Origin of the sequence: Nitrospirillum amazonense (genome assembly GCF_029594735.1) — a bacterium.
GTDB lineage: Bacteria > Pseudomonadota > Alphaproteobacteria > Azospirillales > Azospirillaceae > Nitrospirillum > Nitrospirillum amazonense.
This window is the reverse complement of the sequence record NZ_JARPAF010000002.1, coordinates 785,436-810,633: the sequence shown is the minus strand read 5'-3', so window position 1 is coordinate 810,633 and position 25,198 is coordinate 785,436. Positions and strand designations below refer to the sequence as shown.

18 protein-coding genes are annotated in these 25,198 nt (G+C 70.0%); 13 read left to right on the top strand and 5 right to left on the bottom strand.

The window, feature by feature from the left end:
- The first annotated feature begins 1 nt into the window (after position 1).
- On the top strand, positions 2-919 hold the full coding sequence (locus tag P5F91_RS09915; RefSeq protein ID WP_145613588.1) for a LysR family transcriptional regulator: 918 nt from the start codon (positions 2-4) through the stop codon (positions 917-919).
- Here the strand turns inward: P5F91_RS09915 and P5F91_RS09910 are convergent.
- The 5 genes from P5F91_RS09910 to P5F91_RS09890 form a co-directional block, all read right to left on the bottom strand.
- Positions 916-2,937, bottom strand: a complete 2,022-nt coding sequence (locus P5F91_RS09910; protein ID WP_145613589.1) for a beta-N-acetylhexosaminidase — start codon at positions 2,935-2,937, stop codon at positions 916-918. The genes P5F91_RS09915 and P5F91_RS09910 overlap by 4 nt on opposite strands.
- A gap of 47 nt (positions 2,938-2,984) precedes the next feature.
- Positions 2,985-4,742: an N-acetylglucosamine-specific PTS transporter subunit IIBC gene (gene nagE / locus P5F91_RS09905; protein WP_277907116.1), complete on the bottom strand. Its 1,758-nt coding sequence runs from the start codon at positions 4,740-4,742 to the stop codon at positions 2,985-2,987.
- Positions 4,742-7,333, bottom strand: a complete 2,592-nt coding sequence (gene ptsP / locus P5F91_RS09900) for a phosphoenolpyruvate--protein phosphotransferase (RefSeq protein ID WP_186455002.1) — start codon at positions 7,331-7,333, stop codon at positions 4,742-4,744. The genes nagE and ptsP overlap by 1 nt, the downstream gene beginning before the upstream one ends.
- 364 nt (positions 7,334-7,697) lie before the next feature.
- Positions 7,698-10,376 (bottom strand): TonB-dependent receptor, encoded by a 2,679-nt coding sequence (locus P5F91_RS09895; RefSeq protein WP_145613591.1) that lies wholly within the window; start codon positions 10,374-10,376, stop codon positions 7,698-7,700.
- Positions 10,377-10,681: 305 nt separating this feature from the next.
- Positions 10,682-12,193, bottom strand: coding sequence for a hypothetical protein (locus P5F91_RS09890; RefSeq protein WP_277907115.1), 1,512 nt, complete (start codon positions 12,191-12,193; stop codon positions 10,682-10,684).
- Between the two features lie 282 nt (positions 12,194-12,475).
- On the opposite strand from P5F91_RS09890, the gene P5F91_RS09885 reads away from it, so the two are divergent.
- From P5F91_RS09885 to eat, 12 genes are all read left to right on the top strand, one after another.
- Positions 12,476-13,528, top strand: coding sequence for a glycoside hydrolase family 3 N-terminal domain-containing protein (locus P5F91_RS09885; RefSeq protein WP_145613593.1), 1,053 nt, complete (start codon positions 12,476-12,478; stop codon positions 13,526-13,528).
- Between the two features lie 145 nt (positions 13,529-13,673).
- Positions 13,674-15,419, top strand: coding sequence for an ABC transporter substrate-binding protein (locus tag P5F91_RS09880; protein ID WP_277907114.1), 1,746 nt, complete (start codon positions 13,674-13,676; stop codon positions 15,417-15,419).
- A gap of 76 nt (positions 15,420-15,495) precedes the next feature.
- The gene (locus tag P5F91_RS09875; protein WP_145613594.1) at positions 15,496-16,473 is read left to right on the top strand and encodes an ABC transporter permease; all 978 of its coding nucleotides are present in this window, start codon (positions 15,496-15,498) and stop codon (positions 16,471-16,473) included.
- Positions 16,474-16,478: 5 nt separating this feature from the next.
- Positions 16,479-17,342: an ABC transporter permease gene (locus P5F91_RS09870; protein ID WP_145613595.1), complete on the top strand. Its 864-nt coding sequence runs from the start codon at positions 16,479-16,481 to the stop codon at positions 17,340-17,342.
- Positions 17,339-18,181, top strand: coding sequence for an ABC transporter ATP-binding protein (locus P5F91_RS09865; RefSeq protein ID WP_145613596.1), 843 nt, complete (start codon positions 17,339-17,341; stop codon positions 18,179-18,181). The genes P5F91_RS09870 and P5F91_RS09865 overlap by 4 nt, the downstream gene beginning before the upstream one ends.
- Positions 18,182-18,213: 32 nt before the next feature.
- Complete coding sequence (locus tag P5F91_RS09860; protein WP_211107227.1) at positions 18,214-19,080, top strand: ABC transporter ATP-binding protein; 867 nt, start codon at positions 18,214-18,216, stop codon at positions 19,078-19,080.
- Positions 19,077-19,967, top strand: coding sequence for an N-acetylmuramic acid 6-phosphate etherase (locus P5F91_RS09855; protein WP_145613598.1), 891 nt, complete (start codon positions 19,077-19,079; stop codon positions 19,965-19,967). Before P5F91_RS09860 ends, P5F91_RS09855 begins: the two co-directional genes overlap by 4 nt.
- Positions 19,968-20,195: 228 nt before the next feature.
- Positions 20,196-21,089: a glucosamine kinase nucleotide-binding domain-containing protein gene (locus P5F91_RS09850; RefSeq protein ID WP_145613599.1), complete on the top strand. Its 894-nt coding sequence runs from the start codon at positions 20,196-20,198 to the stop codon at positions 21,087-21,089.
- Between the two features lie 34 nt (positions 21,090-21,123).
- A complete protein-coding gene (locus P5F91_RS09845) occupies positions 21,124-22,179 on the top strand; it encodes an SIS domain-containing protein (protein ID WP_145613600.1) in 1,056 nt (351 codons plus the stop codon).
- Complete coding sequence (gene nagA, locus P5F91_RS09840) at positions 22,179-23,321, top strand: N-acetylglucosamine-6-phosphate deacetylase (protein ID WP_277907113.1); 1,143 nt, start codon at positions 22,179-22,181, stop codon at positions 23,319-23,321. The genes P5F91_RS09845 and nagA overlap by 1 nt, the downstream gene beginning before the upstream one ends.
- Before the next feature lie 41 nt (positions 23,322-23,362).
- A complete protein-coding gene (locus P5F91_RS09835; RefSeq protein WP_145613602.1) occupies positions 23,363-23,647 on the top strand; it encodes a transposase in 285 nt (94 codons plus the stop codon).
- 62 nt (positions 23,648-23,709) lie between these two features.
- The gene (gene eat / locus P5F91_RS09830) at positions 23,710-25,137 is read left to right on the top strand and encodes an ethanolamine permease (RefSeq protein ID WP_479684991.1); all 1,428 of its coding nucleotides are present in this window, start codon (positions 23,710-23,712) and stop codon (positions 25,135-25,137) included.
- Positions 25,138-25,198 lie beyond the last annotated feature (61 nt).

The following is a 25,198-nucleotide window of genomic DNA, read 5'->3' as shown; positions in this document are numbered from 1 at the left end:
TATGGATAAGTCCGGCGTCACGCTAGAGCGCATGCGCACTTTCGTCCGCGTGGCGGAGCGGGGCAATTTGTCGGCCGTGGCCCGCGAACTGGGCGTGGGCCAGTCCACCGTCACCCGCCAGCTGCGCGAGCTGGAAGAGGCGGTGGGCGTGCCCCTCTTGAGCCGCACCACCCGGCGCGTCACACCGACGGAGGAAGGCGCGCGCTATCACGCCCAGTGCGCCCAGATCCTGCGACTGGTGGATCAGGCGTCGGATGAGGCGCGTGGTGGCCGGCAGGGCGCGGCCGGCACCATCCGCCTATCCTGCACGGCGGCCCTGGGCGTGCGCCATATCAGCCGCCTGCTGTTCGCCTTCCAGGATCGTCACCCGGACATCGGCATCGACCTGAACCTGACGGATGAGCGAGTAGATCTAGTGCGGGAAGGCGTGGACATCGCGCTGCGCCTCGGCCCACTGACCGACAGCACCCTGAAGCTGAAGCCCCTGGGCCGTTCACGCCGATCGCTGATGGCCTCGCCGGGCTATCTGGCGCGGCGGGGCCGGCCCACCCGGCCGCAGGACCTGGCAGGCCATGACATCGTCCGCATGTCCAACGTGTCCGGCAGCGATACCCTGGTGCTGCACGGACCCAATGGCGGCCTGACGGAGGTGCCGGCGGGCGGACGCTTCCGCGTCGACCATGGCCTGGGCGCGCGCGAGGCGCTGGCGGCCGGCCGGGGCATCGGCCCCACCCACCACTGGCTGGTGGATGACCTGCTGGCCGATGGCCGGGTGGAGATCGTCCTGCCCGGCCATAGTCCGCCGCCGGTGCCCTTCAACATGCTGATCGTGCCGGAACGGGCGGGCATCGCCCGCGTCCGCCTGCTGATCGACTTCCTGGCGGACGCCGTGCCGGGCATCCCGGGGATGGAGCATTAGCGCGCAGCCTTCACCAGCCTGGCCACCGCCGGCAGGATGGCGAACTCCAACTCGGCGCCAGGTTCAACCGCCTCCGCCAGCGCCTTGTCCGCCGCGGCGCGGTCGGCCAGGGGCTTGCCCGTGGCCACGGCATCGGCGGCGGCCAGCCCCGCCGCGGCCAGGCGGGTCAGCTTGGCCGCCGGCGCGGCCAGTTCCGCCAGCAACGGCGTAGCCTGGCGGTAGGGGGCCAGCAATGTCTCCGCCGTCTGCCACCGCTCCAGCAGGCCCCGCACCTGCGTCCGGGCGATGATGTCGCCGGGCTGGGCGATGAGACGGTCCACTGCCAGCCCAAACTCCCGCGCCACGGCGCTTTCCGCCGGGATCGCGTCCACCAGGCGGTTCAGGGGCGTGGACTGCACGGCGTCCGGCCGCTGGGTGGAGCGGTTATAGTCCTTCAGCGGCTCCACCGCCTGAGCCAGGGGCCACAGGGCGCCACCCCCCGCCGGCCCCGCCACCCGGGCCAGCATGGCCTCATTCGCCGCCCTGTGCCGCGAGCCGGCAAAGGCCAAGTCATCGGCCACACGGTCCAGACGCGCGTACATGGCCGGGACATCGGCCGTCATATCCTTGGGCGACCACAGCTTTTCCGCCACCACGGCGGCGCGGGGCCATAGGCGGATGTCCAGGTTCTCCGGTGACAGCCGCTCGCTCCAGGCGCAGGCCTCACCGCCCAGGATAAGGCCTTCCAACCCCGCCGGCAGGTTCTCCGGCATAGGATCGGCAGCGTAGTGGCGGCCGGCCGGCCAGCTCAAATCCAGATAATAGGGGGCGGACAGGATGCCGGCGTGGCCGGCCAGCGCCGCCTTCTTCAGCGATTCCGTATCCCGCCAGGACTGCACCACCACGTCCTTGGGCATGTCGCCGTCCATGATCTCATCCCAGCCGATGGCGTGTTTGCCGTGGCGGGCGACGATGGCCTGTACCTTGGTGGTGAACAGGGCCTGCAAGGCGGCGGTGTCCGTCAGGCCATGGGCCTTCATATAGGCCTGGACGGCAGGGCTGGCCTTCCACTGTTCGCCGTTCACCTCATCCCCGCCGATGTGGAAGTAAGGATCGGGGAACAACGCGGTCATTTCGCCAACGAGACGATCCAGGAACTGATAGGTGCTGTCGCGCGTCGGGTCCAGCGCGGGATCGAAGACGCCCCAGTGCCGCTCGATGGCGTAGGGGCCGGGCGCGCTGGCCAGTTCCGGATAACCCACCAGCCAGGCGGTGGTGTGCCCCGGCATGTCGAATTCCGGCACCACGCGGATGCCCCGGTCGGCGGCGTAGCGGATGACCTGGCGCACCTGGTCCTGGGTGTAGAAGTCGCCGTCCGACCCCAGCTGATGCAGCTTGGGGAAGACCTTGCTTTCCACGCGGAAGCCCTGGTTGTCGGCCAGATGCCAGTGCAGCACGTTCAGCTTCACCGCCTGCATCAGGTCGATGGTGCGTTCCACCGTGGCGATGGGCATGAAGTGGCGCGACACGTCCAACAGCAGGCCGCGCCAGGGGAAGCGCGGCTGGTCATGGATGGTGACCGCCGGTACGGCCCAGCCCTGGGGCCCGTTGGCCACCAGCTGGGCGAAGGTGGCGATGCCCCGGTTGATGCCGACGGATGTGGCGGCCGTGATGCTGGCGCCGGTTGGCGTCACCGTCAGGGTGTAGGCCTCATCCTCCTTGGGCGCCGGCACGGCGGCGCTGACGCCCGTGACGGTCAGCATCAGGGTCGCCTTCCCCCTCGCTGTCGGCGTGCCGGCCAGGAACTGCCCGGTCTTGGCGGCCAGGCGCTGGATCAGGGTGTGGGCCGCCGCGGTCAAGTGCGGATCGGCGGGCCCCGCCAACGCCACGGTGAAACCGCCATCCACCAGCAACTGCCCCGTGCCCGCGCTCATGGCCGCCGGCAGGGGCATGAGCGCCGCCGGCTGGGCGTACGCGGCGGAACCGACGCTGGCGGCCATCAGGGTCACGCCGGAGACAAGCAAGGCCTTCAATCGCATGGGTAAGCGTCCCTGAGGAAAGCGGAATCGTGGATGGGGGTGGGCCGTCAGCCCCGGGCCATGGCGTGGGTCAAGGCATCGGCCAGCGGGGCGGCGGGCCCCCCCAGCAGCAGGTGCAGGCGGCCGGAGCCGACCCGGGCCACACCGCGCAGGCCCAGGGACAGCAAGCGCCCCTCGTCCACGCCGGCGGCGTCGGCGACCCCCAGCAACAGGCGGGTGGCGCGGGCCTCCACCGCCTGGACGTTGCCCGTACCGCCCAGGGCCGCCAGCACGGCGGCAACATCCGGCAAGGGGGCCGGAGCGGTGGCCGGCGCCGGTTCCTCCACCGCAACGGCGACAGCAAGCGCGCCGCCCGCCGGCAGATGGGTCAGGGCCTTACGGATCTCGCCCGCCACCTGGTCGGCCACGGGGCCCAGCACCACCTGCAAGGCGGTGGCGTTGGGGCGGACCACGCCGCGGGAGCCCAGGGCCGTCAGCGCCGCCTCATCCACCGCGCGGTTGTCGGCCAGCACCAGGCGCAGGCGGGTGGTGCAGGCGTCCACGGTACGGATGTTGCCGGCGCCGCCAAGGGCCACGACAAAGCCGCCGCCCCGACCCTGCTCGGCCAGCGCTTGGGTGGACACGACCGCCACCGGCGCATCTTCCCGTCCCAAGGTCTTGAGGTCGAAGCGGCGGATGACGAAGGCGAAGGCGGCGTAATAGACGGCGAAGTAGGCGGCACCCACGGGCAGCAGCAGCAGGGGCCGCGTCGCCTTGCCGAAATTGACGACGTAGTCGACCAGCCCGGCGGAGAAGGTGAAGCCCAGCTTCACCCCCAGCACGTCCATCACCACCATGGCCAGGCCAGTCAGCACGGCGTGCAAGGCGTAGAGGGGCGGGGCCACGAACATGAAGGTGAACTCGATGGGCTCGGTCACGCCGGTCAGGAAGGCGGTCAGCGCCATGGACAGCAGCATGCCGCCGATGGCCGCCCGCCGTTCGGGCTTGGCCGCGCGGTACATGGCCAGGCAGGCCGCCGGCAGGCCGAACATCATGACGGGGAAATAGCCGGCCATGAAGCCGCCGGCCGTGGGGTCGCCGGCGAAGAAGCGTTTCAGGTCGCCGGTCGCGCCCTGGTAATCGCCCAGGATGAACCAGGCGACATTGTTCAGGATGTGGTGCAGGCCGGTGATGATCAGCACCCGGTTCAGCAGGCCGTAGAGGAACAGGCCGACATCGCCGGCCGACAGCACGGCGCGGCTGAGCCCGTCCAGCCCGGCCTCCAGAACCGGCCAGCCGAAGCCGAAGATGAGCGCCAAGCCCAGCCCGGCGAAGCCGGTGGCGATGGGCACGAAGCGCCGGCCGCCGAAGAAGGACAGGAACTCCGGCAGCTTCAATTCGCTGTAGCGGTTGTAAAGGCCGCCGGCCAGCAGGCCGGACAGGATGCCGGCCGGCACGCCGATCTTGGCTACCGCCTTGATCTTGTAGCTGGTGGCGGCAGCGTCCAGCGCCGTTCCGGTGAGGCCGGCCACCACCTCGGGCGGCACACGCACCAGGGCCTGCGCCCCCTGCGTCGCCACCAGGAAGCCCACCACACCAGCCAGGCCGGCGGCGCCGTTGTTCTCCCGCGCCAGGCCCACCGCCACGCCGATGGCGAAGACCAGGCCCAGGTTGGTGAAGATGGCCTCGCCGGCGGCGGCGATGAAGGGGATGCCCAGCAGGTCGGGCTGCCCCAGGCGCAGCAGCAGGCCGGCCACCGGCAACACGGCGATTGGCAGCATGAGGGCGCGGCCCAGCTGCTGTATCAGGGCGAAGCGGTCGCGCATCAGGCGGCTCCCTCGGTGATGGCGACGGCGAGACCGGCGCGGGCCAGCAGGCTGCGCACGGCGGCGGCGGACTCCTGCGCCAGGGCCTCGGTGGCCAGCGCCACGCAGGCGGCCTTGTCCAGCGGGCGCAGGGCGGCCTTAATGTCCGGGATGGTGGGCGGGGTGGCCGACAGCTCCGTCACGCCCAGGCCCACAAGCAGGGGGGCGGCGGCGGGGTCGGAGGCCAGGGCGCCGCACACGCCCACCCAGCGGCCGTGCTTGGCCGCCCCCTCCGCCGTCTGGCGGATGAGGCGCAGCACGGCGGGGTGCAGGGCGTCCAGGCGGGCGGCCAGGTCGGGGTTGCCCCGGTCCATGGCCAGCACATACTGCGTCAGGTCGTTGGTGCCGATGGACAGGAAGTCGGCCTCGGTGGCCAGCTGGTCGGCGGTCACCGCCGCCGCCGGCGTTTCCACCATGACGCCCAGCTGCACCGGCGGGGCGTGGCCCAGAGCCTCACGCTCGTGGTCCAGCATGTCGCGCACGGCCCGCACCTCATCCAGGGTGGCGACCATGGGCACCATGATGCGGCATTGGCCCACCGGGCGGACGCGCAGGATGGCGCGCAACTGGGTGCGCAAAATCTCCGGCCGGCGCAGGCCGATGCGCACGCCGCGCAGGCCCAGGATGGGGTTCTCTTCCCGCGGCAGGGGCAGGTAGGGCAAGGGCTTGTCGCCGCCCACGTCCAGGGTGCGGATGATCAGCGGCCGGCCGGCCAAGGCCGTCGCCACCGCCTGGTATTGGGTCGCCTGTTCATCCTCATCGGGCGCCGTCTGGCGGTCCAGGAACAGGAATTCGGTGCGTAGCAGGCCGCAGCCCTCCGCCCCCTTGGCCACCCCCTTCACCGCGTCGGCCACCTTGCCGACATTGGTGTAGACCTCGATGCGGGTGCCGTCGGCCATGACGCAGTCGGCGGCCGCCGCCTTCAGGTTGGCCTCGGCCAGCACCTTGCGCCGCGCCGTCTCGCGCTCCAGCTTGGCCAGGTCGTCGGCCGGCGGCTGCACATGCAGCAGGCCGCGGTCGGCGTCCAGGATCAGCGGGGCGTCATCGGGGATGCGCAGCACGGCGGCCCCGCCCGCCACCAGGGCCGGCACGCCCATGGAGGCCGCCAGGATGGCCACATGGCTGGTGGGACCGCCGCGCGCGGTGCAGAAGCCGGCCAGGCGGCCGGCGTCCAGGTTGCTGAGCTGGCTGGGCATCAGCTCTTCCGCCACCAGGATGGCGCCCTGGGGCAGGATCACCGGCTGCGGTTCCCGTCCGGCCAGGGCCAGCATGACCTGGCGGCGCAGGTCGATCAGGTCGGCGGCCCGCTCCGCCATGCGCGGATTGCCCAGGGCGCGCAGGGCAGCGGCGGACCGATCGGTGGCGGCGCGCCAAGCGGGGCCGGCGGCAACCCCGGCGGTGATGGCAGCGCGCGCCTCGTCCAACAGATCAGGGTCGTCCAGGATGGCCAGGTGCGCCTGGAAGATGTCGCGGCGCTGGGTCTGGCGCGTCTCTTCCGCGTGCGCCACAGCGGCGGCCAGGCGGGCGCGCACGCGATCCAAAGCGGCGGCCAGGGCCTGTTGCTCGGCCTCGGCGCCCAGGCCGCTGGCCGGTACCTCCACCTCCTCTTCCTGCAGGCGGAAGGCGCGGCCCAGCGCCAGGCCCGGGGCGGCGGTGACGGCGCGGATGACGGCCGTCTCGCCCGGGGCGAAGGGTGGCTGGGCCTCCAGCGCCGGCGGTTCATCGTGCGGCGGCACGGCGGCACTGGGCAATGAGGGTACGGGCAGCGCCTCGGCAAGGGGAACCGGTGTCTCGCCCAGGCCGGCGGAGATCGCGGCGGCGACGGCGGCGACGGCGGCGGCGGCGTCCTCGCCCTCCGCCAGCACGGTCAGGGCGTCGCCATGGCGCAGGCCCAGCGACATGGCGGCCACGGCACTCTTGGCATTGGCGCGGCGGCCTTGCGCCGCCAGGAAGACGGCGGCGGCGTAAGGCTTGGCGGCGGCAGCCAGCACGGCGGAGGGCCGGGCGTGCAGGCCGTGCACCAGGGGCAGCACCACCGACTGTTCCGCACTCTGGGTGCGTTCCCCGGTGGCGGCGCTGGCGGCGCCGTCGCCCTGCACCAGCAGGGTCAGCAGCACCTCGCCCGCGCGCACCGGCCCGCCGGTCCTGGCCTCCACCACCGTGGCGGCGGGGCCGCCGGCGATGATCAGCGGGGTCAGCAGGCTTTTGGCCTCCCGGGCCAGCAGGTCCATGTCGAAGTCGATCAGGGCGTCGCCGGCCCGCACCAAGGCACCCTCGGCCACATGGACGGTGAAGCCCCGGCCGCCCAGGGCCACGGTCTCCAGCCCCACATGCATCAGGATTTCCACGCCGCAATCGGCGCGCAAGGTCACGGCGTGGCACGCGCGATGGACGGTCAGCACCACGCCGTCGCAAGGGGCCCGCAGGGTGGCGCCCGTCGGGTCCAGCGCCAGCCCCTCCCCCATCATGCGCTGGGCGAAGACGGGATCGGGCACCTCATCCAGCGGGGTCGCCCATCCGTCCAGCGGGGCCAGCAAGGTGAGCCGCGTCACGTTGGCCGTTCCCGGCGTCGCACCGGCCGGCGCCCCATTTCCCACCATCGAACCGCCCACGCCTTTCCTCATTTCCCGGCACCCTGGGGCGCCGTTTCGGCATTCAACCCGACTAAAGCACGCCGCCCCCGGTAGCGGGCAAGCGGCGGGACGCCTTATCCCGCGAAACTCCAGCCCCGGGAAAAAGGGGCCCGGACGGACGCCCGGGCCCTTCCAAGTTCGGGGAGATCGAGAGCACAATCCAAAGAAAGTACGCCCTCACGGAAACAACCCGCCGTCCGTGACGAACCAGCCGACGGGGCACTGGCGGCGGCCGGGGGTCAGGGGAACGTCCCCTGGGCCGGCCGCCACACACTCATGAACCTCAGTACTTGAAGTGGGCGCCGAAGTAGTACTGACGGCCGTTGTCGTAGATGGCGCGCGGCTGGTCAGTGTTGTTGGCGTAGTACTTCATCAGCTCGTCCGTGATGTTCAGGGCCGAGAAGGTCAGGCTGAGGTAGTCATTGACCGGTATGTTGACCGAGGCGTCCAGGGTGCCGAAGTCATCCTGGTTTTCCAGGGTGCTGCGGTCCAGGCCCACCACGAAGTGCGAGCGGAAGGTGTAGGACAGGTGGGCGCTGATCCAGTCGTTCTCGTAATAACCCGTCAGGTTGTAGGTGTGACGGGAGTTGCCGATCATGGGCGCGCCACTCTCCTCGGTGCCGTAGGCGTAGGTGTAGTTGGCCTGGACGCCGAAGCCGCCGTAGATCGGCTGCTGGATCGCCAGTTCAAAGCCGCGGTTCTTGGCCGAGGTGTTGAACGGGTGGGTCACCTGGTAGGTGTGGTTAGCCTTGTAGAAGTCGGAATAGAAGGTCTGCGGCGTGACGCCGTAGGTAACGTACGAGTTCATGTCGTTGTAGAACACGGCGAACGACAGCAGGGACTGCGGGCCGTAGTACCATTCCAGCGACGCGTCGTAGTTGGTGGACTCGATAGGCTTCAGGTCGGGGTTGCCGCCCGAGCCGGAGGAGGCAACGTCGTTCAGGCTGACCGAACCGCCCAGCGCGCTGTAGTCGGGCCGCGCCATGGTCTTGGCCACCGCCAGGTGGGCCACCACATCGTCCGTCACTTCCAGCTTCAGGTTGGCGCTGGGCAGCACGTTGATATAGTCGTGGCTGATGTTGGTCGGCACGTAGGGGCCGAAGGCGGAGGTGTTGATGGCCCCCGGCGCCCCGGCGGTGGAGGCGAAATACACCAGGCTGGTCAGGTTGGTGTCGACGAAGCGGACGCCGAAGTTGCCCGACCAGCCGGCGCCGCCGACATTGGCCATGACATAGGCGGCGCTGTCGGTCTCCGACACCTTAAAGGAACCCGGCCAGTAATAGCGTGAGGTGCCATCGGCGCCGTTGATGGGATCAGCGTTGCCGATACCGTAGGAATTGAAGAAGGCGGCGATCTGGTCGTTCGACAGGGTCCAGATGTTGGTGAGGACCGGACCGCCCAGGTTGGAACCGAAGCCGGCGGGATAGGTGCCGCTGGACGAGGGCGTGGCCACGCCCCAGCCGCCGTTGGCGCAGCAGCCGCCGTCCACCTTGAACTGGGTGTTGCGCTGGTGGGCGCTGACGCGCACGCCGGCCTTCACCGAGTCCCAGATGCCGGACTTGACGTCATACTTGGCGTCCAGCTGGCCGTAATACTCCTGGTCCACGGCGGTCAGCACGTCGGTCCAGGCCCAGCCGGTGGCGTAATTGCCGTTCTGGGTGCCGGTGGGAATGCCGAAATTGACGGTGGCGGGGGCCGAAAGGCCGTTCAGGGCGTAGCTGGCGGACGAGGCGGCCACCGCCTCATACGCCGGCTCGCTGGGCGTGTCGCCCAGGCCGTAGGTGTAGCCGACCTTGCCGGAGAAGCTCAGGCGGTCGGTCGCCTGGTAGGTCACATCGGCGTCGATGTAGGACGTCTCGGCCGAAGCGCCGGGGCGCGAGATCTGGTCGTAGACAATGGCGTTGGTCACCGACGGCGTGGTGGCCGAGGTCAGTGTGTTGTTCTTGACGGTGTAGGCGGTGGGCACCGCCTGCTGCGTCGAGAAGATGCTGGAACCCCAGTACATGAAGTTGCGGTTGGAGTTGTCGGCGTCCATGTGCGAGTAGAAGCCGTTGATGTCCACCGTCAGCTTGTCGGTCGGCGTGAACTCCACATCGATGTCGCCGCCCATGCGCTTGCGCTTCTGCTGGAACAGGGCGGAACCGATCAGGGTGGGGTAGTAGACGCCGTTCAGCTCCGGGTGCGCCTTGACGGCGGCGTCGGTAGCGGCGAACTGCGAATAGCCCAGGACTTCCTGGCCCTCGCGCTGCACGTCGCGTTCCTCATAGAAGGCCTGCGCCAGGACGCCAAAGGTGTTGGACTTGTTCTTCCAGGAGACCAGGCCGTTGAACTGCGGCGACACCTTCTCGGCCATGTCGCCGTAGACGCCCTCGATATCGGCGGCGGCGGTGAAGTTGTCCTTAAAATCCAGCGGCTTGCGGGTGAGGATGTCGATGGAGCCGGCGACGCCGCCCTCGACCAGGTCGGCCTGCTGGCTCTTGTACACCAGGGTCTTGTCGACGATTTCCGACGGCAGCAGCGAGAAGCTGACCGAGCGGCCAACGGTGGAGAACTGGTCCAGCAGGAACCAGTCGCCGGTGGCCACGCCGTGGCCGTTGATCGTGGTGTTGGTCAGCGAGGGGCTGGAACCGCGAATGCTGACGCGGTCGGCCTCGTCGAAGCCGCCTTCGCCCGAGGCGGCGGACTGGATCATGACGCCGGGCACGCGCTGCAGCGCGTCGGCCACGTTCTTATCGGGCAGCTTGCCGATGTCTTCCGCGCTGACCACGTCGACCACGGCGGTCTTGTCGCGCTTGACGTCGATGCTGTCCTGGATCGACTTGCGGAAGCCCGTCACCACGATTTCATCAAGGCTGGAGTCCGCCGCCGGGGCGGGCGCGTCGGCCGCATAGGCCGTGGCCGACATGGCCAGCACCGCCACCACGCTGGCGGAACCGCGCAGCATCTTTCTCCCAAATCCCATCAAACCCTCCTCTGGCCCATCTTTTGTGTTTACCGGCGCGGCCAACCGTCAGACCCAACCGACGGCACCACGCCTGGAACCAGACACCGCCATCCCCCTCTTGCCCGAATGGGGAGCCCACCGGGGCAACCCGGGGTGACCGTGCGTTCCGGCATATCAGGCATGAGAGAGGGGCGGGGGCGAAAGGCTGGTTCCGGCAGAATGTCGAAAATGACGGCAAAATCGGGGATTTTGACTGTCGGGGCCGGTGAAACCTGTAACATTACAATGTATTACTTATGGACTGGGCGGCGGATTGGGCGACGCTATATGCGCTCGGCATGCCGCAGGTGCTGTTTCAGCCGGCCCAGGGCCTCACGCACCCCTTCACGCTCGGCCCCCGCGTCGGGGCAATGCCGCAGCACGAATTCCGCCGTGCGCACCACATCGCGCCAGCGGGGGTTGCGGGGCAGCGTTTCCACCAGCAGGTATTTGTCCAGCGTGCGGGTCTGCAGCGAGCTGCGATCCATATAGACGCGCCACAGCCCGCTTTCCTCCGCCAGCTCGATCTTCCCCTTGCGCTTGGCGTGGTGCCAGAAGTCCAGCGCCAGGGTCATGACATCGACGATGCAGCGGCGGAATTCCTCATTGGCGTCCAGGTCGTTGGCCGGCTCAACCTCCAGCACCGCGGCGGGCGCCGGCATTGCCGCCTCCAGCACCGGTTCGGGGACCGGCATGACGGCGGCGATCACCGGCGGCGGGGTGACCGGGGCTGGCACCACGACGGGCGGCGCCACGGGAACCGGGGCCTCGGCCACCGCAGGGACCTTGGGCGCGGCGTGGCGGGACTGGCGCCAGGTCCAGCCGCCGGCCGCCGCGCTGGCCAGGGTCAAGCCCCAGGTCCACCAGCCCAGCCAGCCCGACAGGGCCCAGCCGCTGGACAGCACCTGGAACTGCCACGGCGATCCGGGCACGCCGTACACGCCATAAGGAGACAGGCCACGGGCCGACGCCGGCTGGTCCGCCGGGTGACCGCCGGCATCGATCAGCGTGAAGCCGACACCCTGGCGTGCCAGGGTGCCCAGGCGGCGATCCACCGTGGCCAGCGGCAGGCGGAAGGCCACGACACCCTCCACCGAGCCATGGCGCACCACCGGCCGGGCCACCAGCATGCCTATTCCCTCCGGCCCATCGCTGGCGGTGGCGCCATCCAGATCCTTGGGCGGGGTGACCACCAGCACCTGGGTGGGGTCGTCCACCTTCTGCAGCCGGGCCATGATCTCGCGGAACACCTCGCCCAGCGGGGTGTCGCGGGCGCGGGCGTCGTTCAGGTCCTGGCCGAACGCACCGTCCTTGCGCAGGCTGTAGACCACGCGGCCCAGGCGATCGATGAGGTAGAGGTCGCTGAAAACGGAAGAGCCGATCATGTCCACGAAGCTGGCGTGGAAGCGATCGTGCACAGCCATATAGGGGGCGAGCGCGGAAGAGGCGCCCTGCTGCTGCGCGTCGCCCGCCGCGAAGGCGGTGCGCAGCAGGGCGGCGGCCCGCTCGGGATTGGGGGAAATCTGCGCGAAGGCGGAGGCGAAGCCGTAATAACGGCCCACGCTGTAGCCGATGAAGCTGGTGCTGGAGAAGGCGGCGCTCTGGTCGCGCGCGGATTCGTACAGGATGCCGAGATCATGGGCGGCCATGTCGCGGGCAGTGGCCACGGCCGTGTCGGTGCGATCCATGACGGCGTACAGCGCCGTCATCAGCGACAGGCAGAGCAGCACCGCAAGCGTGACGAGGCTGGCCGGCGCCTTGATAGCCCACCTCTCAAACCCGACCACCCCGATCACCCCCTGTTTTTTGCTGGGGACAGGAATACATCCAAATCCACCGACATCACTGTTTTTAAATCGGCTTTACCGGCGCACGGCTGCGAGCATACCGTCAATTTCGTCAATCCGCAAAGCGGGCCTTGATCGCCAGGGCCTACCCGGGCTCCCCTGCCGGGGACCGCGACCGGCCCGCCGAAGCGCGGATTTCCTCGATATTCCGCCCCCCACCGCTTCCGGCGCACCGCCCGCGCCGCGGGGCCTAGCCGCGCCCGCGCACGGCATCAGAAAAGGTGACGTCCCATGACCGTAAGCACCCGCCAACCGCCGCTCGCCGTCGTCTTCGGGGTGCCGGGGCTGGAGATGACGGCCGACCAGAAGGCCTTCTTCCGCGACGCCGACCCGCTGGGCCTGATCCTGTTCAAGCGCAACTGCGGTACACCCGATCAGCTGCGCCGCCTGTGCGATGATTTCCGCGACGCCGTGGGCCGTGCGGACGCCCCCATCCTGATCGACCATGAGGGGGGACAGCACCAGCGCATGGACCCGCCGGTGTGGCCGGCCTTCCCCCCGCCCGCCCGTATCGGCGCCCTGTATCGCCGCGACCGCGCGGCCGGGCTGGCGGCGGCCCATCTGGATGGCGCGGCCATCGGCAGCCTGCTCCGCCAGCATGGCATTTCCGTCGATTGCGCCCCCCTGGCCGACGTGCCAGTGCCGGGCAGCCATGAGGTCATCGGCGACCGCGCCTTCAGCGACAAGCCGGGCGAGGTGGCGGAACTGGCCGGCGCCTTCATGGCCGGCATGATCGCCGCCGGCGTCACCCCCATCATCAAGCACATTCCCGGCCACGGTCGCGCCATGGTGGACAGCCATGAGCGCCTGCCGGTGGTGGACACCGACCTGGACACCCTGGCCGACAGCGACTTCCTGCCCTTCCGCCGGCTGGCCCAAGGGGCGATACAGGGTCCGGGCCCATGGGCCATGGTGGCGCACATCGTGTTCAGCGCGGTGGACACCGCCCGCCCCGCCTCCATCTCCCCTTTGGTGGTGGAGCAGGTGATCCGCGGCCGCATCGGCTTCGGCGGCGTGCTGATTTCCGACTGCATCTATATGGAGGCGCTGGCCGGCACCCTGGCCCAACGCTGCGCCGCCGTGCTGGCCTCGGGCATCGACATCTGCCTGTCCAGCCATGGCGATGTGGATGAGTGGCGGCCCATCGCGGCCGCCGCCCGCCCCCTGACGCCCGACAGCCTGGCGCGCCTGACCCACACGGCCGTGCCCGCCCATGGCGCCCCCGGCGGCCTGATCGACGACGTGGCCGCGGCCGCCCGGGACCTGGCGGCCCAGCTGGCGTAAACGGTGCTCTGACGAAACTGACGAGTTTGCGCCCTGGCCTGGGGCGGCCCGGGCGGCGACAGTGAAAGGCGGGACGGGGCGCCAGAGACCGATTAGAGTCCAGCGGCGCTCCAGTCCGGGAGCTTCAGTACCTTTGGGGACGGCCTTGATCCGACGTTTCGTTTCCATCACGGGTGTTGCCCTGACCCTGGCCGCCACGGCGCTGGCGGCCCCGACAGCGACCGCGCCCACCGCGGCGCCGGAAGGCCAGGCTGCCCCGGCGACGCTGACGGTGCTGGCTGCCATGTCCAGCGGCTGGGTGCGCAACTTCAATCCGTTCAATGAGACCAGCCGCCTGCCCAGCGTGCGCGAGTTCATCTATGAGCCGCTGGTGGTTTTCAATTCCATGTACGGCGGGCGCCCCGAATACCGTCTGGCCACGGACTACGCCTTCTCCCCCGACCTGCTGAAGCTGACCTTCAAGCTGCGCGACGGGGTGCAATGGTCGGACGGCCAGCCCTTCACCGCCGCCGATGTCGCCTACACCTTCGACCTGCTGCGCCGGTTCCGGGCGCTGGACACGCTGGACATGGGCAACCGCGTCGCGGCGGTGGAGGCGGTCGACGCCCACACCGTGGTCTTCACCCTGAAGAAGGTGAACACCAGCATCGTGTTCGAGATCGTGCGCGTGCCGGTGGTGCCCCGCCATGTCTGGTCCAAGGTCGCGGACCCCGTGACCTTCACCAACGACACGCCGGTGGGCACCGGCCCGATGACAGAGGTGAAGCGCTTCACCCCCCAGGTCTACGTGCAGTGCCGCAATCCCAACTACTGGGACGGCGCCGACCTGAAGGTCGACTGCATGAGCTTCCCCCAGGTGCGCAACAACGAGCAGCTGCTGACCGCCGCCGCCGAGGGGCGGCTGGACTGGTTCGGCGCCTTCCTGCCGGATATCGAGCGCACCTACGTGGCAGCCGATCCCAAGCACCACCGCTACTGGTTCCCGCCGGGCGGCACGGTTGCCATCGACATCAATTTGAACAGCCCCTCGCGCGGCAACCGCGCCGCCTTCCGCAATGTCAATTTCCGCCGTGCCGTCAGCATGGCGGTGGACCGGCGCGCCATCGTGGACATCGCCGGCTACGGCTATCCCGAGGTCAACGAGTATGCCAGCGGCATCGGCCGCACCTATCAGGATTGGGTGAACCCGGAAGCCGAGCGCCAGTACGGCCGCTACGCCCATTTCGACAAGAACGGCGCCCAGGCCCTGCTGGCGGAGAGCGGCTTTCGCGACGTCAACGGCGACGGCTACATCGACAATGCCGACGGCAGCCCCATCGCCTTCGACATCCTGGTGCCCACCGGCTGGACCGACTGGGTGAATTCCACCCAGCTGGTGGCGGAAAGCCTGAACGCCCTGGGCCTGAACGTCCGCGTCTCCACCGTGGAGCCCGCGTCCTGGGCGCAGAAGCTGATCAGCGGCGACTACGACATGGCCATCAACGGCCTGTTCCCGGGGGAGACGCCCTACCGCAGCTTCGACACCGGCTTTCATTCCCGCTACAGCGGCAAGACGCGCTTCGCCCCCACCCGCTTCACCGACCCCGACCTGGACAGCGCGCTGGACGCCTTCGTCGCCACCATCGACCCGACGGAGCAGCGCCGCGCCATGGACAAGGTGCAGATGATCGTGGCAGCCAACAGCCCCTACGTCCCGCTGTTCAGCAACCCCACCTGGTACGAATACAACACCCGCCGCTTCAAGGGCTGGTTCAACGCCGACAACCCCGTGGCCCGGCCCGACGTCTTCGACGGCACACCCGAACGCCTGCTGCACCTGCTGGCGCTGGAACCGGTGAAGGGCCAGGCCGCGGCGGCGGCGCCGCCAATCCCCTCCGCCGGCGGCGGGTGATCCCGCCGCCCCTCGTCAGATGACTGGACGCTTTCGGGCGGTCCCTCAGACACCTAAAGGCCAAGGCTGATATCCTATGTCCTTCCTGCTTCGCCGGGCCGGGTTCTACGTCGTCGCCTTCGTCGTGGCCGCGATCTTCAACTTCCTGCTGCCGAGGCTGATGCCCGGCAACCCGGTCGACATCATGTTCGCCCAGGCGGGCACCGTACTGCCGCCGGAAAGCCTGGAGGCGCTGAAGGCCACCTTCGGCTTCGTCGACGGGCCCTGGCCGGTGCAGTTCGGCCGGTATCTGGCCAGCGTCTTCACCTTCGACCTGGGCCTGTCGGTGCGCTTCCACCCGCTGACGGTCAACGCCGTGCTGATGCAGGCCCTGCCCTGGACCCTGCTGCTGGTTCTGACCTCCTCCCTCATCGCCTTCCTGCTGGGCTCGGCTCTGGGCATCCGCGCCGCCTGGCGCCGGGGCGGGGCCTTCGACAGCTTCGGCGCGCCGGCCGCCCTGATGATCCAGGCGGTGCCGCCGCTGGTGACCTCGCTGGTCGCGCTGTTCGTGCTGAGCATCCGGCTGAAGTGGCTGCCCACCGGCTACGCCTGGGCGCCGGAGCTGGACCCCGGCTTCACCCTGGCCTTCGTCGGCAGCGTGCTGGTGCACGCGGCCCTGCCCATCCTGACCCTGGTGGTGGCGCAGATCGGCGGCTACGTGGTTACCATGCGCAACAGCATGATCAACCTGCTGGGCGAGGACTACATCACCCTGGCCACGGCCAAGGGCCTGTCGGACGGGCGCGTGCGCTACGCCTATGCCGCGCGCAACGCCCTGCTGCCCACCGTCACCAGTTTCGCCATGACCCTGGGCGCCACCTTCGGCGGGGCGCTGATCACCGAAATCGTCTTCAACTATCCGGGCCTGGGCTACACCCTGTACCAGGGCATCACCGCGCGCGACTATCCCCTGATCCAGGGCCAGCTCATGCTCATGACGCTGGCCATGCTGACGGCGAACTTCGCGGCGGATCTGCTGTGCCTGGCCCTGGATCCCCGCCTGCGGAGGGCCTGAGCGCCATGCGCGCCTTCTTCACCTCGCTTCTCGCCAACCGCAAGGCCAGCATCGGCGCCGGCATCGTGGCGTTCTTCCTGGCGCTGGCGGTGTTCGGGCCGCTGGTGGCGCCCGCCGGCCCCAACCAGCGCGTGGGCCGCCCGCACGAGGCGCCCAGCGCCGCCCACCTTATGGGCACCACCCGCATGGGCCGCGACGTGCTGGCCCAGACCATCCATGGCACCCGCACCTCGCTGCTGGTGGGCCTGTCGGCCGGCCTGATGATCACCGCCATCGGCACCGCCGTGGGTGTCACCGCCGGGTACCTGGGCGGCCGGGTGGATGAGTCCCTGAACCTGATCACCAACGTGGTGCTGGTCATCCCCAACCTGCCCCTGATGCTGGTGCTGGCCGCCTTCATCGGCGCGGCCAGCCCGGCCACCATCGCCCTGATCATCGCCGGCACCGCCTGGGGCTGGGGCGCGCGCGTCACCCGCGCCCAAACCCAGAGCCTGCGCAGCCGCGACTACATCCACGCCGCCGAGCTGCTGGGTGAGCCCACCTGGCGCATTCTGGCCTGCGAGCTGCTGCCCAACCTGGTCTCCATCATCGGCTTCAACTTCATCGGCAGCGTGCTCTACGCCGTGGTGACGGAGGCGACCCTGGAGTTCCTGGGGTTGGGGGACGCGCTGAAAGTCTCGTGGGGCACCCTGCTGTACAACGCCCAGACCACGTCGGCCCTGCAGGTGGGTGCGTGGTGGGAAGTCGCCTGCCCCTGCCTGGCCCTGGTGCTGTTCGGCAGCGGCCTGTCGCTGATCAACTTCGCCATGGATGAGGTCGCCAACCCCCGCCTGCGCACCCTGCGCCTGAAGCTGAGGGCACCGGCATGATCGCGCCCCTGCTTCAGGTTCGCGGCTTGACGGTCGATTACGCGACACCGCAAGGCGCCACCCGTGCCGTGGACGGCGTGTCCTTCGACCTGGACGCTGGCGAGGTCATGGGCCTGGCCGGCGAGTCCGGATCGGGCAAGAGCACGCTGGCCTTCGCCATCGCCCGCCTGCACCGTCCGCCGGCCCACGTCACCGGCGGCAGCGTCACCCTGGCCGGCACCGACGTGCTGGCCCTCGGGCCCAAAGACCTGCGCCAATGGCGCTGGCGCGAGGTCAGCGTGGTGCTGCAGAGCGCCATGAACGCGCTGAACCCCGTGCTGCGCGTGTCCGACCAGTTTCGCGACATGTTCCGCGCCCACGGCATCACCAACAAGGCCGAGGTGGCGGAACGCAGCGCCGGCCTGTTGGGCCTGGTGGGTATCTCCCCCGACCGGCTGCGCGATTATCCCCACCAATTCTCCGGCGGCATGCGCCAGCGCCTGGTGATCGCCCTGGCCCTGGCCCTGAAGCCCAAGCTGGTCATCATGGATGAGCCGACGACCGCCCTGGACGTGGTGGTGCAGCGGGAGGTCCTGGAACAGGTGGCCGACCTGCGCCGCCGCCTGGGCTTCTCCGTCCTGTTCATCACCCATGACCTGGCGCTGATGAGCCAGTTCTGCGACCGGGTGGGCGTGATGCTGCAGGGTCGGCTGGTGGAACTGACCACGCCCGCCGCCATCGCGACCGGAGAAGGGAAAGGGGGTGCGAACCATCCCTATACCCGCCGCCTGTGGGACAGCATTCCGCCGCTGCACTCGTCCGAACCCGTCCGCGCCCAGCCCGACCTGGTGATGCCATGACAGCGCCCGTCCTTGAGACCGAAAAGCTTTCCATGGTTTTCGCCAACGGGAACAAAGCCCTGGATGGCGTGGATCTGACTCTGCAGCCCGGCCGCGCGCTGGCCCTGGTGGGCGAGTCCGGATCGGGCAAGAGCACCTGCGCCAAGCTGCTGACCCACATGCTGCGGCCCACGTCCGGCCGCATCCTGTTCCAGGGCCGCGACGTCACCGGCCTGTCCGGCCGTCGGGAACTGCTGGAATACCGCCGCATCGTGCAGATGGTGTTCCAGGACCCCTTCGCCGCCCTGAACCCCGCTCACACCGTAGCCTATCATCTGGCCCGGCCCCTGGCCCTGCACCGGCCGGACCTGGACCGTGCCGGCCGGGACGCCGAGGTGCGCGCCCTGCTGACCCAGGTGGAACTGGACGCGGGCTCCCTGCTGCATCGCTTCCCGCATGAGCTGTCCGGCGGGCAACGCCAGCGGGTGAGCCTGGCCCGTGCCCTGGCGGTGAACCCGGCCGTCATCATCGCCGATGAGCCCACCAGCATGCTGGACGTCTCGATCCGCCTCAGCGTGCTGGACACCTTGCAGCGCCTGAAGGCCGAACGGGGCATCGCCCTGCTGTACATCACCCACGACATCGCCACCGCCCGCTATGTGGCGGAGGAGACGGCGGTGCTGTTCCGGGGCCGTGTCGTGGAATCCGGCCCCACCGCCGCGGTGATCGATGGACCCCGGCATCCTTACACCCGGCTGCTGCTATCGGCCGTGCCCGATGCCGGCCGGCCATTCGACGCAGGAGGGTCGCTGATCAGCCGCGCCGACGCCGTGCGGCGCCTGAGCGAAGGGCCGGGAGACTTGGTTTATGTGGGACCGGGGCACAAGGCCCGGACCGTGGATGAAAGGGTTGCCGCATGAATGCCGCGACGGAAGGCGTGGGCCAGCGTTTCAAGGGCCTGGACACCTGGAGCACCCAGGACGTGCTGGAGGCGCTATGGACCGGGCAGAGCCGGGCCGTGGCCGCCTGCCTGTCCGCCCTGCCCACCCTGGCAGCAGCGGTGGAGGAGGCCCTGGCCCGGCTGGAGGGCGGGGGCACGCTGATCTATGTCGGGGCCGGCACCTCCGCCGTGCTGGCGGCCCTGGATGGGCTGGAGTTGGGTCCCACCTTCGGTTGGCCGCGCGATCGCCTGCGTCTGGTGCTGGCCGGCATCTCAGACCTGACCGTCGGCTTCGACGGCACGGTGGAGGATGATCCGGATGAGGGCGCCCGGCGCTTGGCCGCAACCGGCTGCGGCCCCCGCGACGTGGTCATCGCCGTGTCGGCTGGCGGGCGCAGCGCCTTCGTGGTCGAGGCCCTGGCCGAGGCGGCCCGGCGCGGCGCCCTGACCATCGCCGTCGCCTGCACCACCACCGCCCCGCTGTTCGATCCCGCCCGCCACCGCGTGGCCGTGGTGACGGGGGATGAGGTGGTGGCGGGTTCCACCCGCCTGGGTGCCGCCACGGCGCAGAAGGCCATCCTGAACCTGTTCAGCACCACGCTGATGGTGCGGCTGGGCGCCACCTACGACAATCTGATGGTCAATGTCCGCATCGACAATGTGAAGTTGCGCCAGCGCGCGGCGGACATGCTGGTGCGCATCACCGGCGCGGCGGAAGACGCGGCCCTGGCCGCCCTGGACCGTGCCGCCGGCGACATCAAGACCGCCGCCCTGCTGCTGGCCGGGCATACGCCGGAGGGCGCCGCAGCCGCCCTTACGCAATCCGGCGGCCGGCTGCGCGCCGCTCTTTCGGCGGCGACGTCCTGATGTGGTCTTTTCCTGGCCTTATAAAGCCGAGTCTCGCGGCTCGACAAATGGCCATCGGGACGGTCTGCGTTAGTGCATTGTTTTTTATGGTTTCAGAACGCCATTTTTGACGGTTTCAGCGTTATTTTGCGGATGAGATCAGGCAGCTGAATGCGGATGTCGAAAGCTCGATCTTCTGATCTGGTCCACATCTGGTATCATACCATCAGCAAACGAACGGGTCTGGGCATGGGCGACTTTCTCTACATGGGCGTGGATGGCGGCGGCACGGGTTGCCGCGCGCGTCTGACCAACGCCGCCGGCGACCGGCTGGGCGAGGGCCGGGGCGGCCCCGCCAACATCCGGCTGGGCCTGGGCGTCAGCTGGGCCGCCATCCTGGCCGCGTGCGACCAGGCGCTGGCCCAGGCCGGCCTGGACCGTGACGCCCTGTCCCGCACCCATGTCGGCCTGGGCCTGGCCGGCATCTGCCGGGTGGAGGATGAACGCGCGGTCGAGGCTGGCGCGCCCGTCCGCTGCGCCGGCGTGACCGCCCGCAACGATGCCCACACCGCCTGCCTGGGCGCCTTCGACGGAGCGGACGGCGCCATCCTGATCGCCGGCACCGGCAGCATCGGCTACGCCCTGGTGGACGGCGTCGGCCGGCCGGTGGGCGGCTGGGGCTTTGAGGTGTCGGATGAGGGCAGCGGCGCCCATCTGGGGCGGGAGGCGGCGCGCGCCGCCCTGCGCGGCCATGACGGCCTGGGCCCCCACACGCCCTTCACCCTGCATGTGCTGACCCGGCTGGGGGGTGATCCCGCCGCCGTGGTCGCCTGGGCCGGCACGGCCAAGCCCGCCGACTATGGCACCCTGGCGCCCTTGACCCTGGATTTCGCCGCTGCCGGCGATCCCGTAGCCACCCAGCTGGTGGAGGCCGCCGCCGGCCAGCTGACCGCCCATGTCCGCCGCCTGATAGACCTGGGCGCCCCCAAGGTCTGCCTGATGGGCGGCCTGGCGCCGGTGATCGAGCCGTGGATGGCCCCCTGGGCCCGGCGCCTGCTGGTGCCGGCGCGGGGCGACGCCCTGGATGGCGGCCTGCACCTGGCCCGTATCGCCGCCCGACACCCGGCGGAGCGCGCCGCATGACGACACACCCCGATATCGCCACACAGGAACCATCATGACCGCCGCCGCCAAGCCCCCTAAACACCCAATGGCCCCATTGATGGCCATCGAGGCCGCCGAGTCCGGTGCCGCCAGCGCCCGCCAGATCGACCGTGCCAGCCCCCTGTTCCGCGACCTGGGCGCCCGCCTGCGCGCGCTGAAGCCCAAGGTGGTCATCACCTGCGCCCGGGGCAGCAGCGACCACGCCGCCGCCTACGGCAAGTACCTGATCGAAACGCGGGTGGGCGTGCCGGTCGCCTCGGTCGGGCCGTCCGTCATCTCGCTCTACAACGCGCCGCTGCAGATGGAGGGCGCGCTGTTCGTGGCGGTGTCCCAGTCCGGCCGCAGCCCCGACCTGCTGCGCCTGGCGGAGGCGGCCAAGGCCGGTGGCGCCCTGGTGGTGGGTTTCGTAAATGACGAGACCTCCCCCCTGGCCGAGCTGGCCGACGTCTTCATCCCGCTGTGCGCCGGGCCGGAGAAGAGTGTCGCCGCCACCAAATCCTACCTGACCGCCTGCGTCGCCTTCCTGCAGCTGGTGGCCCATTGGCGGGAGGATGCCGGCCTGATGGATACCGTGGCCAAGGTCCCCGGCTGGCTGGACGCCGCCGTGGCCCTGGACTGGTATCCGGCCTTGCGCCGGCTAGAGCTGGCCACCGGCCTCTACGTTCTGGGCCGGGGCGTCGGCAGCGGTGCGGCGGCCGAGATCGCCCTGAAGTGCAAGGAGACCTCGCGCCTGCATGCCGAGGCCTTCAGCGCCGCCGAGGTGGTGCACGGCCCCTTCGCCCTGGTGGGGCCCGGCTTCCCCATCCTGGCGCTGACCCAGGACGACGTGACGGCGGAGGTGACGCGCGGCACCCTGGCCAAGGCGGCCGGCCTGGGCGCCCCCATCCTGGCCACCGAGACCGGCATCGACGGTGTCGAGGCGCTGCCCGTGGTGCCGGGCCTGCCGGCCGAGGTCGGCCCCCTGGCGGCGGTCGCCAGCTTCTACATGGCCATCCACAAGGTGGCGCGCGCCCGGGGCCTGGACCCGGACGTGCCGCCCAACCTGCGCAAGGTGACGGAGACGGTGTGATGCGGACTTTCTTCCACGGGTGCCCGGTTTTCACCGGCGACCAGACACTGGAGGGCATCGGCGTCCTGGTGGAGGACGGCCGCGTGCTGGACCTGCTGCCCCAGCCACCGGCGTCCGTGGAAGAGGTGGCGCTGGAGCCCGACAGCCTGCTGGCGCCGGGCTTCGTCGACACCCAGGTGAACGGTGGCGGCGGCGTGCTGTTCAATGAGACGCCGACGGTCGAGGCCGCCCTGGCCATCGCCAGCGCCCACCGCCGCTTCGGCACCACATCGCTGCTGCCCACCTTCATCACGGATGCCGCCGGCAAGTGGCGTCTGGCGGTGGATGCGGCCGCCGAGGCCGCCCAGGTTCCCGGTGGCGGTGTGGTCGGCATCCACCTGGAAGGCCCCTTCCTGAACATGGAGCGCCGGGGCGTGCACGAGGCCGCCTATGTCCGCGCGCCCACCGACGAGGACATCGATTTCCTGCTGAGCCTGCCGACGCGCTTCCCCCAGGGCCGCGTGCTGCTGACCCTGGCCCCAGAGGTGGTCAGCGACGGGACCCTGGCACAGCTGGCGGAAGCCGGCCTCATCCTGGCCGGCGGCCACTCCGCCGCCACCTACGCCCGCACCGACAGCGCCCTGGACCATGGCCTGACCGGGTTCACCCACCTGTTCAACGCCATGCCGCCCCTGATGAACCGGGAGCCGGGCATCGCTGGCGCGGCGCTGTCCAGCCCGCGCGGCTGGTGCGGCGTCATCGCCGACGGCGTGCATGTCCATGGCGCCGTGCTGTGCCTGGCCCTGGCTGCCAAGGGACCCGACCGGCTGTTCCTGGTGACCGACGCCATGTCGCCCACCGGCACCGATGTCGACAGCTTCGAACTCTACGGCCACACCATCTACCGCCGCGACGGCCGCCTGGTGACGGCGGAGGGCGTGCTGGCCGGGGCCGATATCGACATGGCGGCGGCCGTGCGCGGGGCCGTGCGCCTGATGGGTGTCGCGCCGGAGACGGCGCTGGCCATGGCGGCGCGCGTGCCGGCCACCTTCCTGGGGCTGGACGAACTGGGCCGCATCAAGCCGGGCGCGCGGGCGGACTTCGTGGAGCTGTCGCAGGCCCTGACCGTGCGGCGGGTGTGGAGCGCCGGCACGGAACGGTAACGCTTGAGAGGACGAGCAGGGCCAAGAGCGGGAGAGGGGCAATGAAACGGAATCATTCCGCCGAGGAGATCGCGCAGTGCCTGGCCAAGGCCGATGGCCTGCTGGAACAAGGCGTGAAGGTGGTGGACGTGGCGCGCATCCTGGGCGTCAGCCGCATGACCTATTATCGCTGGCGCCGCGACCAGGCCGGCGCGCCCGGTGACGCCGACCTGCGCCGCCGCCTGACGCGGCTGCAGGAGGAGAACGCCGCCCTGCGGCGGCAGCTGGCGCAACTGACGGCGGGCACCACCGACGCCCAATCATTGGGCATTCCCGCCTTCGCCTAAAACAAGGGCAAATCCCCTCCCCCATACCGCTGTTTCCTGGGCATACTGGTCCGGAAAACGACATGGGGGCGCGGGGCATGGCAGTGGACGGGGCTGGGGACGGGGCTGGGGACGGGGCTGGGAACGGGGCCGGGCTGAGCAAGAGCCTGGGCGGGTGGCATCTCTGGGGCATCGCCGTCGGGCTGGTGATCTCCGGCGAGTATTTCGGATGGAGCTATGGCTGGGCCCAAGCTGGCACGCTGGGCTTCCTGGTCACCACCATCCTGGTGGCGGTGCTGTACACCACCTTCATCTTCAGCTTCACCGAGCTGACCACCGCCATCCCGCATGCTGGCGGTCCCTTCGCCTACAGCCACCGCGCCTTCGGCCCGCTGGGCGGCTTCATCGCCGGCTACGCCACGCTGATCGAGTTCGTCTTCGCCCCGCCTGCCATCGCACTCGCCATCGGCGCCTACCTCAATGTCCAGTTCCCCGACCTCAGCCCCAAGCTGGCGGCCGTGGGCGCATATGGCGTCTTCGCCGCGCTGAACATCGCCGGCGTCACCATCGCCGCCACGTTCGAGTTGTGCGTCACCCTGCTGGCCATCGCCGAACTGCTGGTGTTCATGGGCGTGGTGTCGCCGGGCTTCACCTGGGGCAACTTCGCCGCCCACGGCTGGTCGGGTGAGACCGGTCCCCTGTCGGCCACGGCCCTGGGTGGCATCTTCGCCGCCATCCCTTTCGCCATCTGGTTCTTCCTGGCCATCGAGGGCGCGGCCATGGCGGCGGAGGAGGCCAAAGACCCCGCCCGTACCATCCCCCGCGCCTATATCGCCGGCATCCTGACCCTGGTGGCCCTGGCCTTCGGTACCATGGTGCTGGCGGGCGGGGTGGGCGACTGGCGCGACCTGGCCAACATCAACGACCCCCTGCCCCAGGCCATGAAGGCGGTGGTGGGGGCGGACAGCGGCTGGTTGCACATGCTGGTATGGATCGGCCTGTTCGGTCTGGTGGCCAGCTTCCACGGCATCATCATGGGCTATTCCCGCCAGATCTTCGCGCTGGCCCGGGCGGGCTTCCTGCCGGCGGGTTTGAGCCGCCTGCACCCCACGCGGCGCACGCCGCACTGGGCCATTCTGGCGGGCGCCGTGGTGGGCATCGCCGCCATCTTTTCCGATGAGGTGCTGGCCTTCGGCGGCCAGCCGCTGACGGCCAACATCGTCACCCTGTCGGTATTCGGCGCCATCGTCATGTACATCATCAGCATGGCCAGCCTGTTTCGCCTGCGCCGCACCGAGGCGGACATGCAGCGGCCCTTCCGGGCACCGGGATATCCCCTGGCGCCGGCCGTGGCGCTGGGCCTGGCCTGCCTGTGCCTGGCGGCCATGGTCTATTACAACCTGCTGCTGTTTGGGGTCTTCGTGGCCCTGCTGGCCTTGGGCTGGCTGTACTGCCGCCTGACAGTCTTGCGCCGCCCGGCCGGCGGGGCGCTGCCGGAGGCGGGCCTGTAGGTAGGCAAACGGCCCGGGCGAAGGCGTCCGGGCCGTTTCCTCGTGCCAGACGACACGGTGA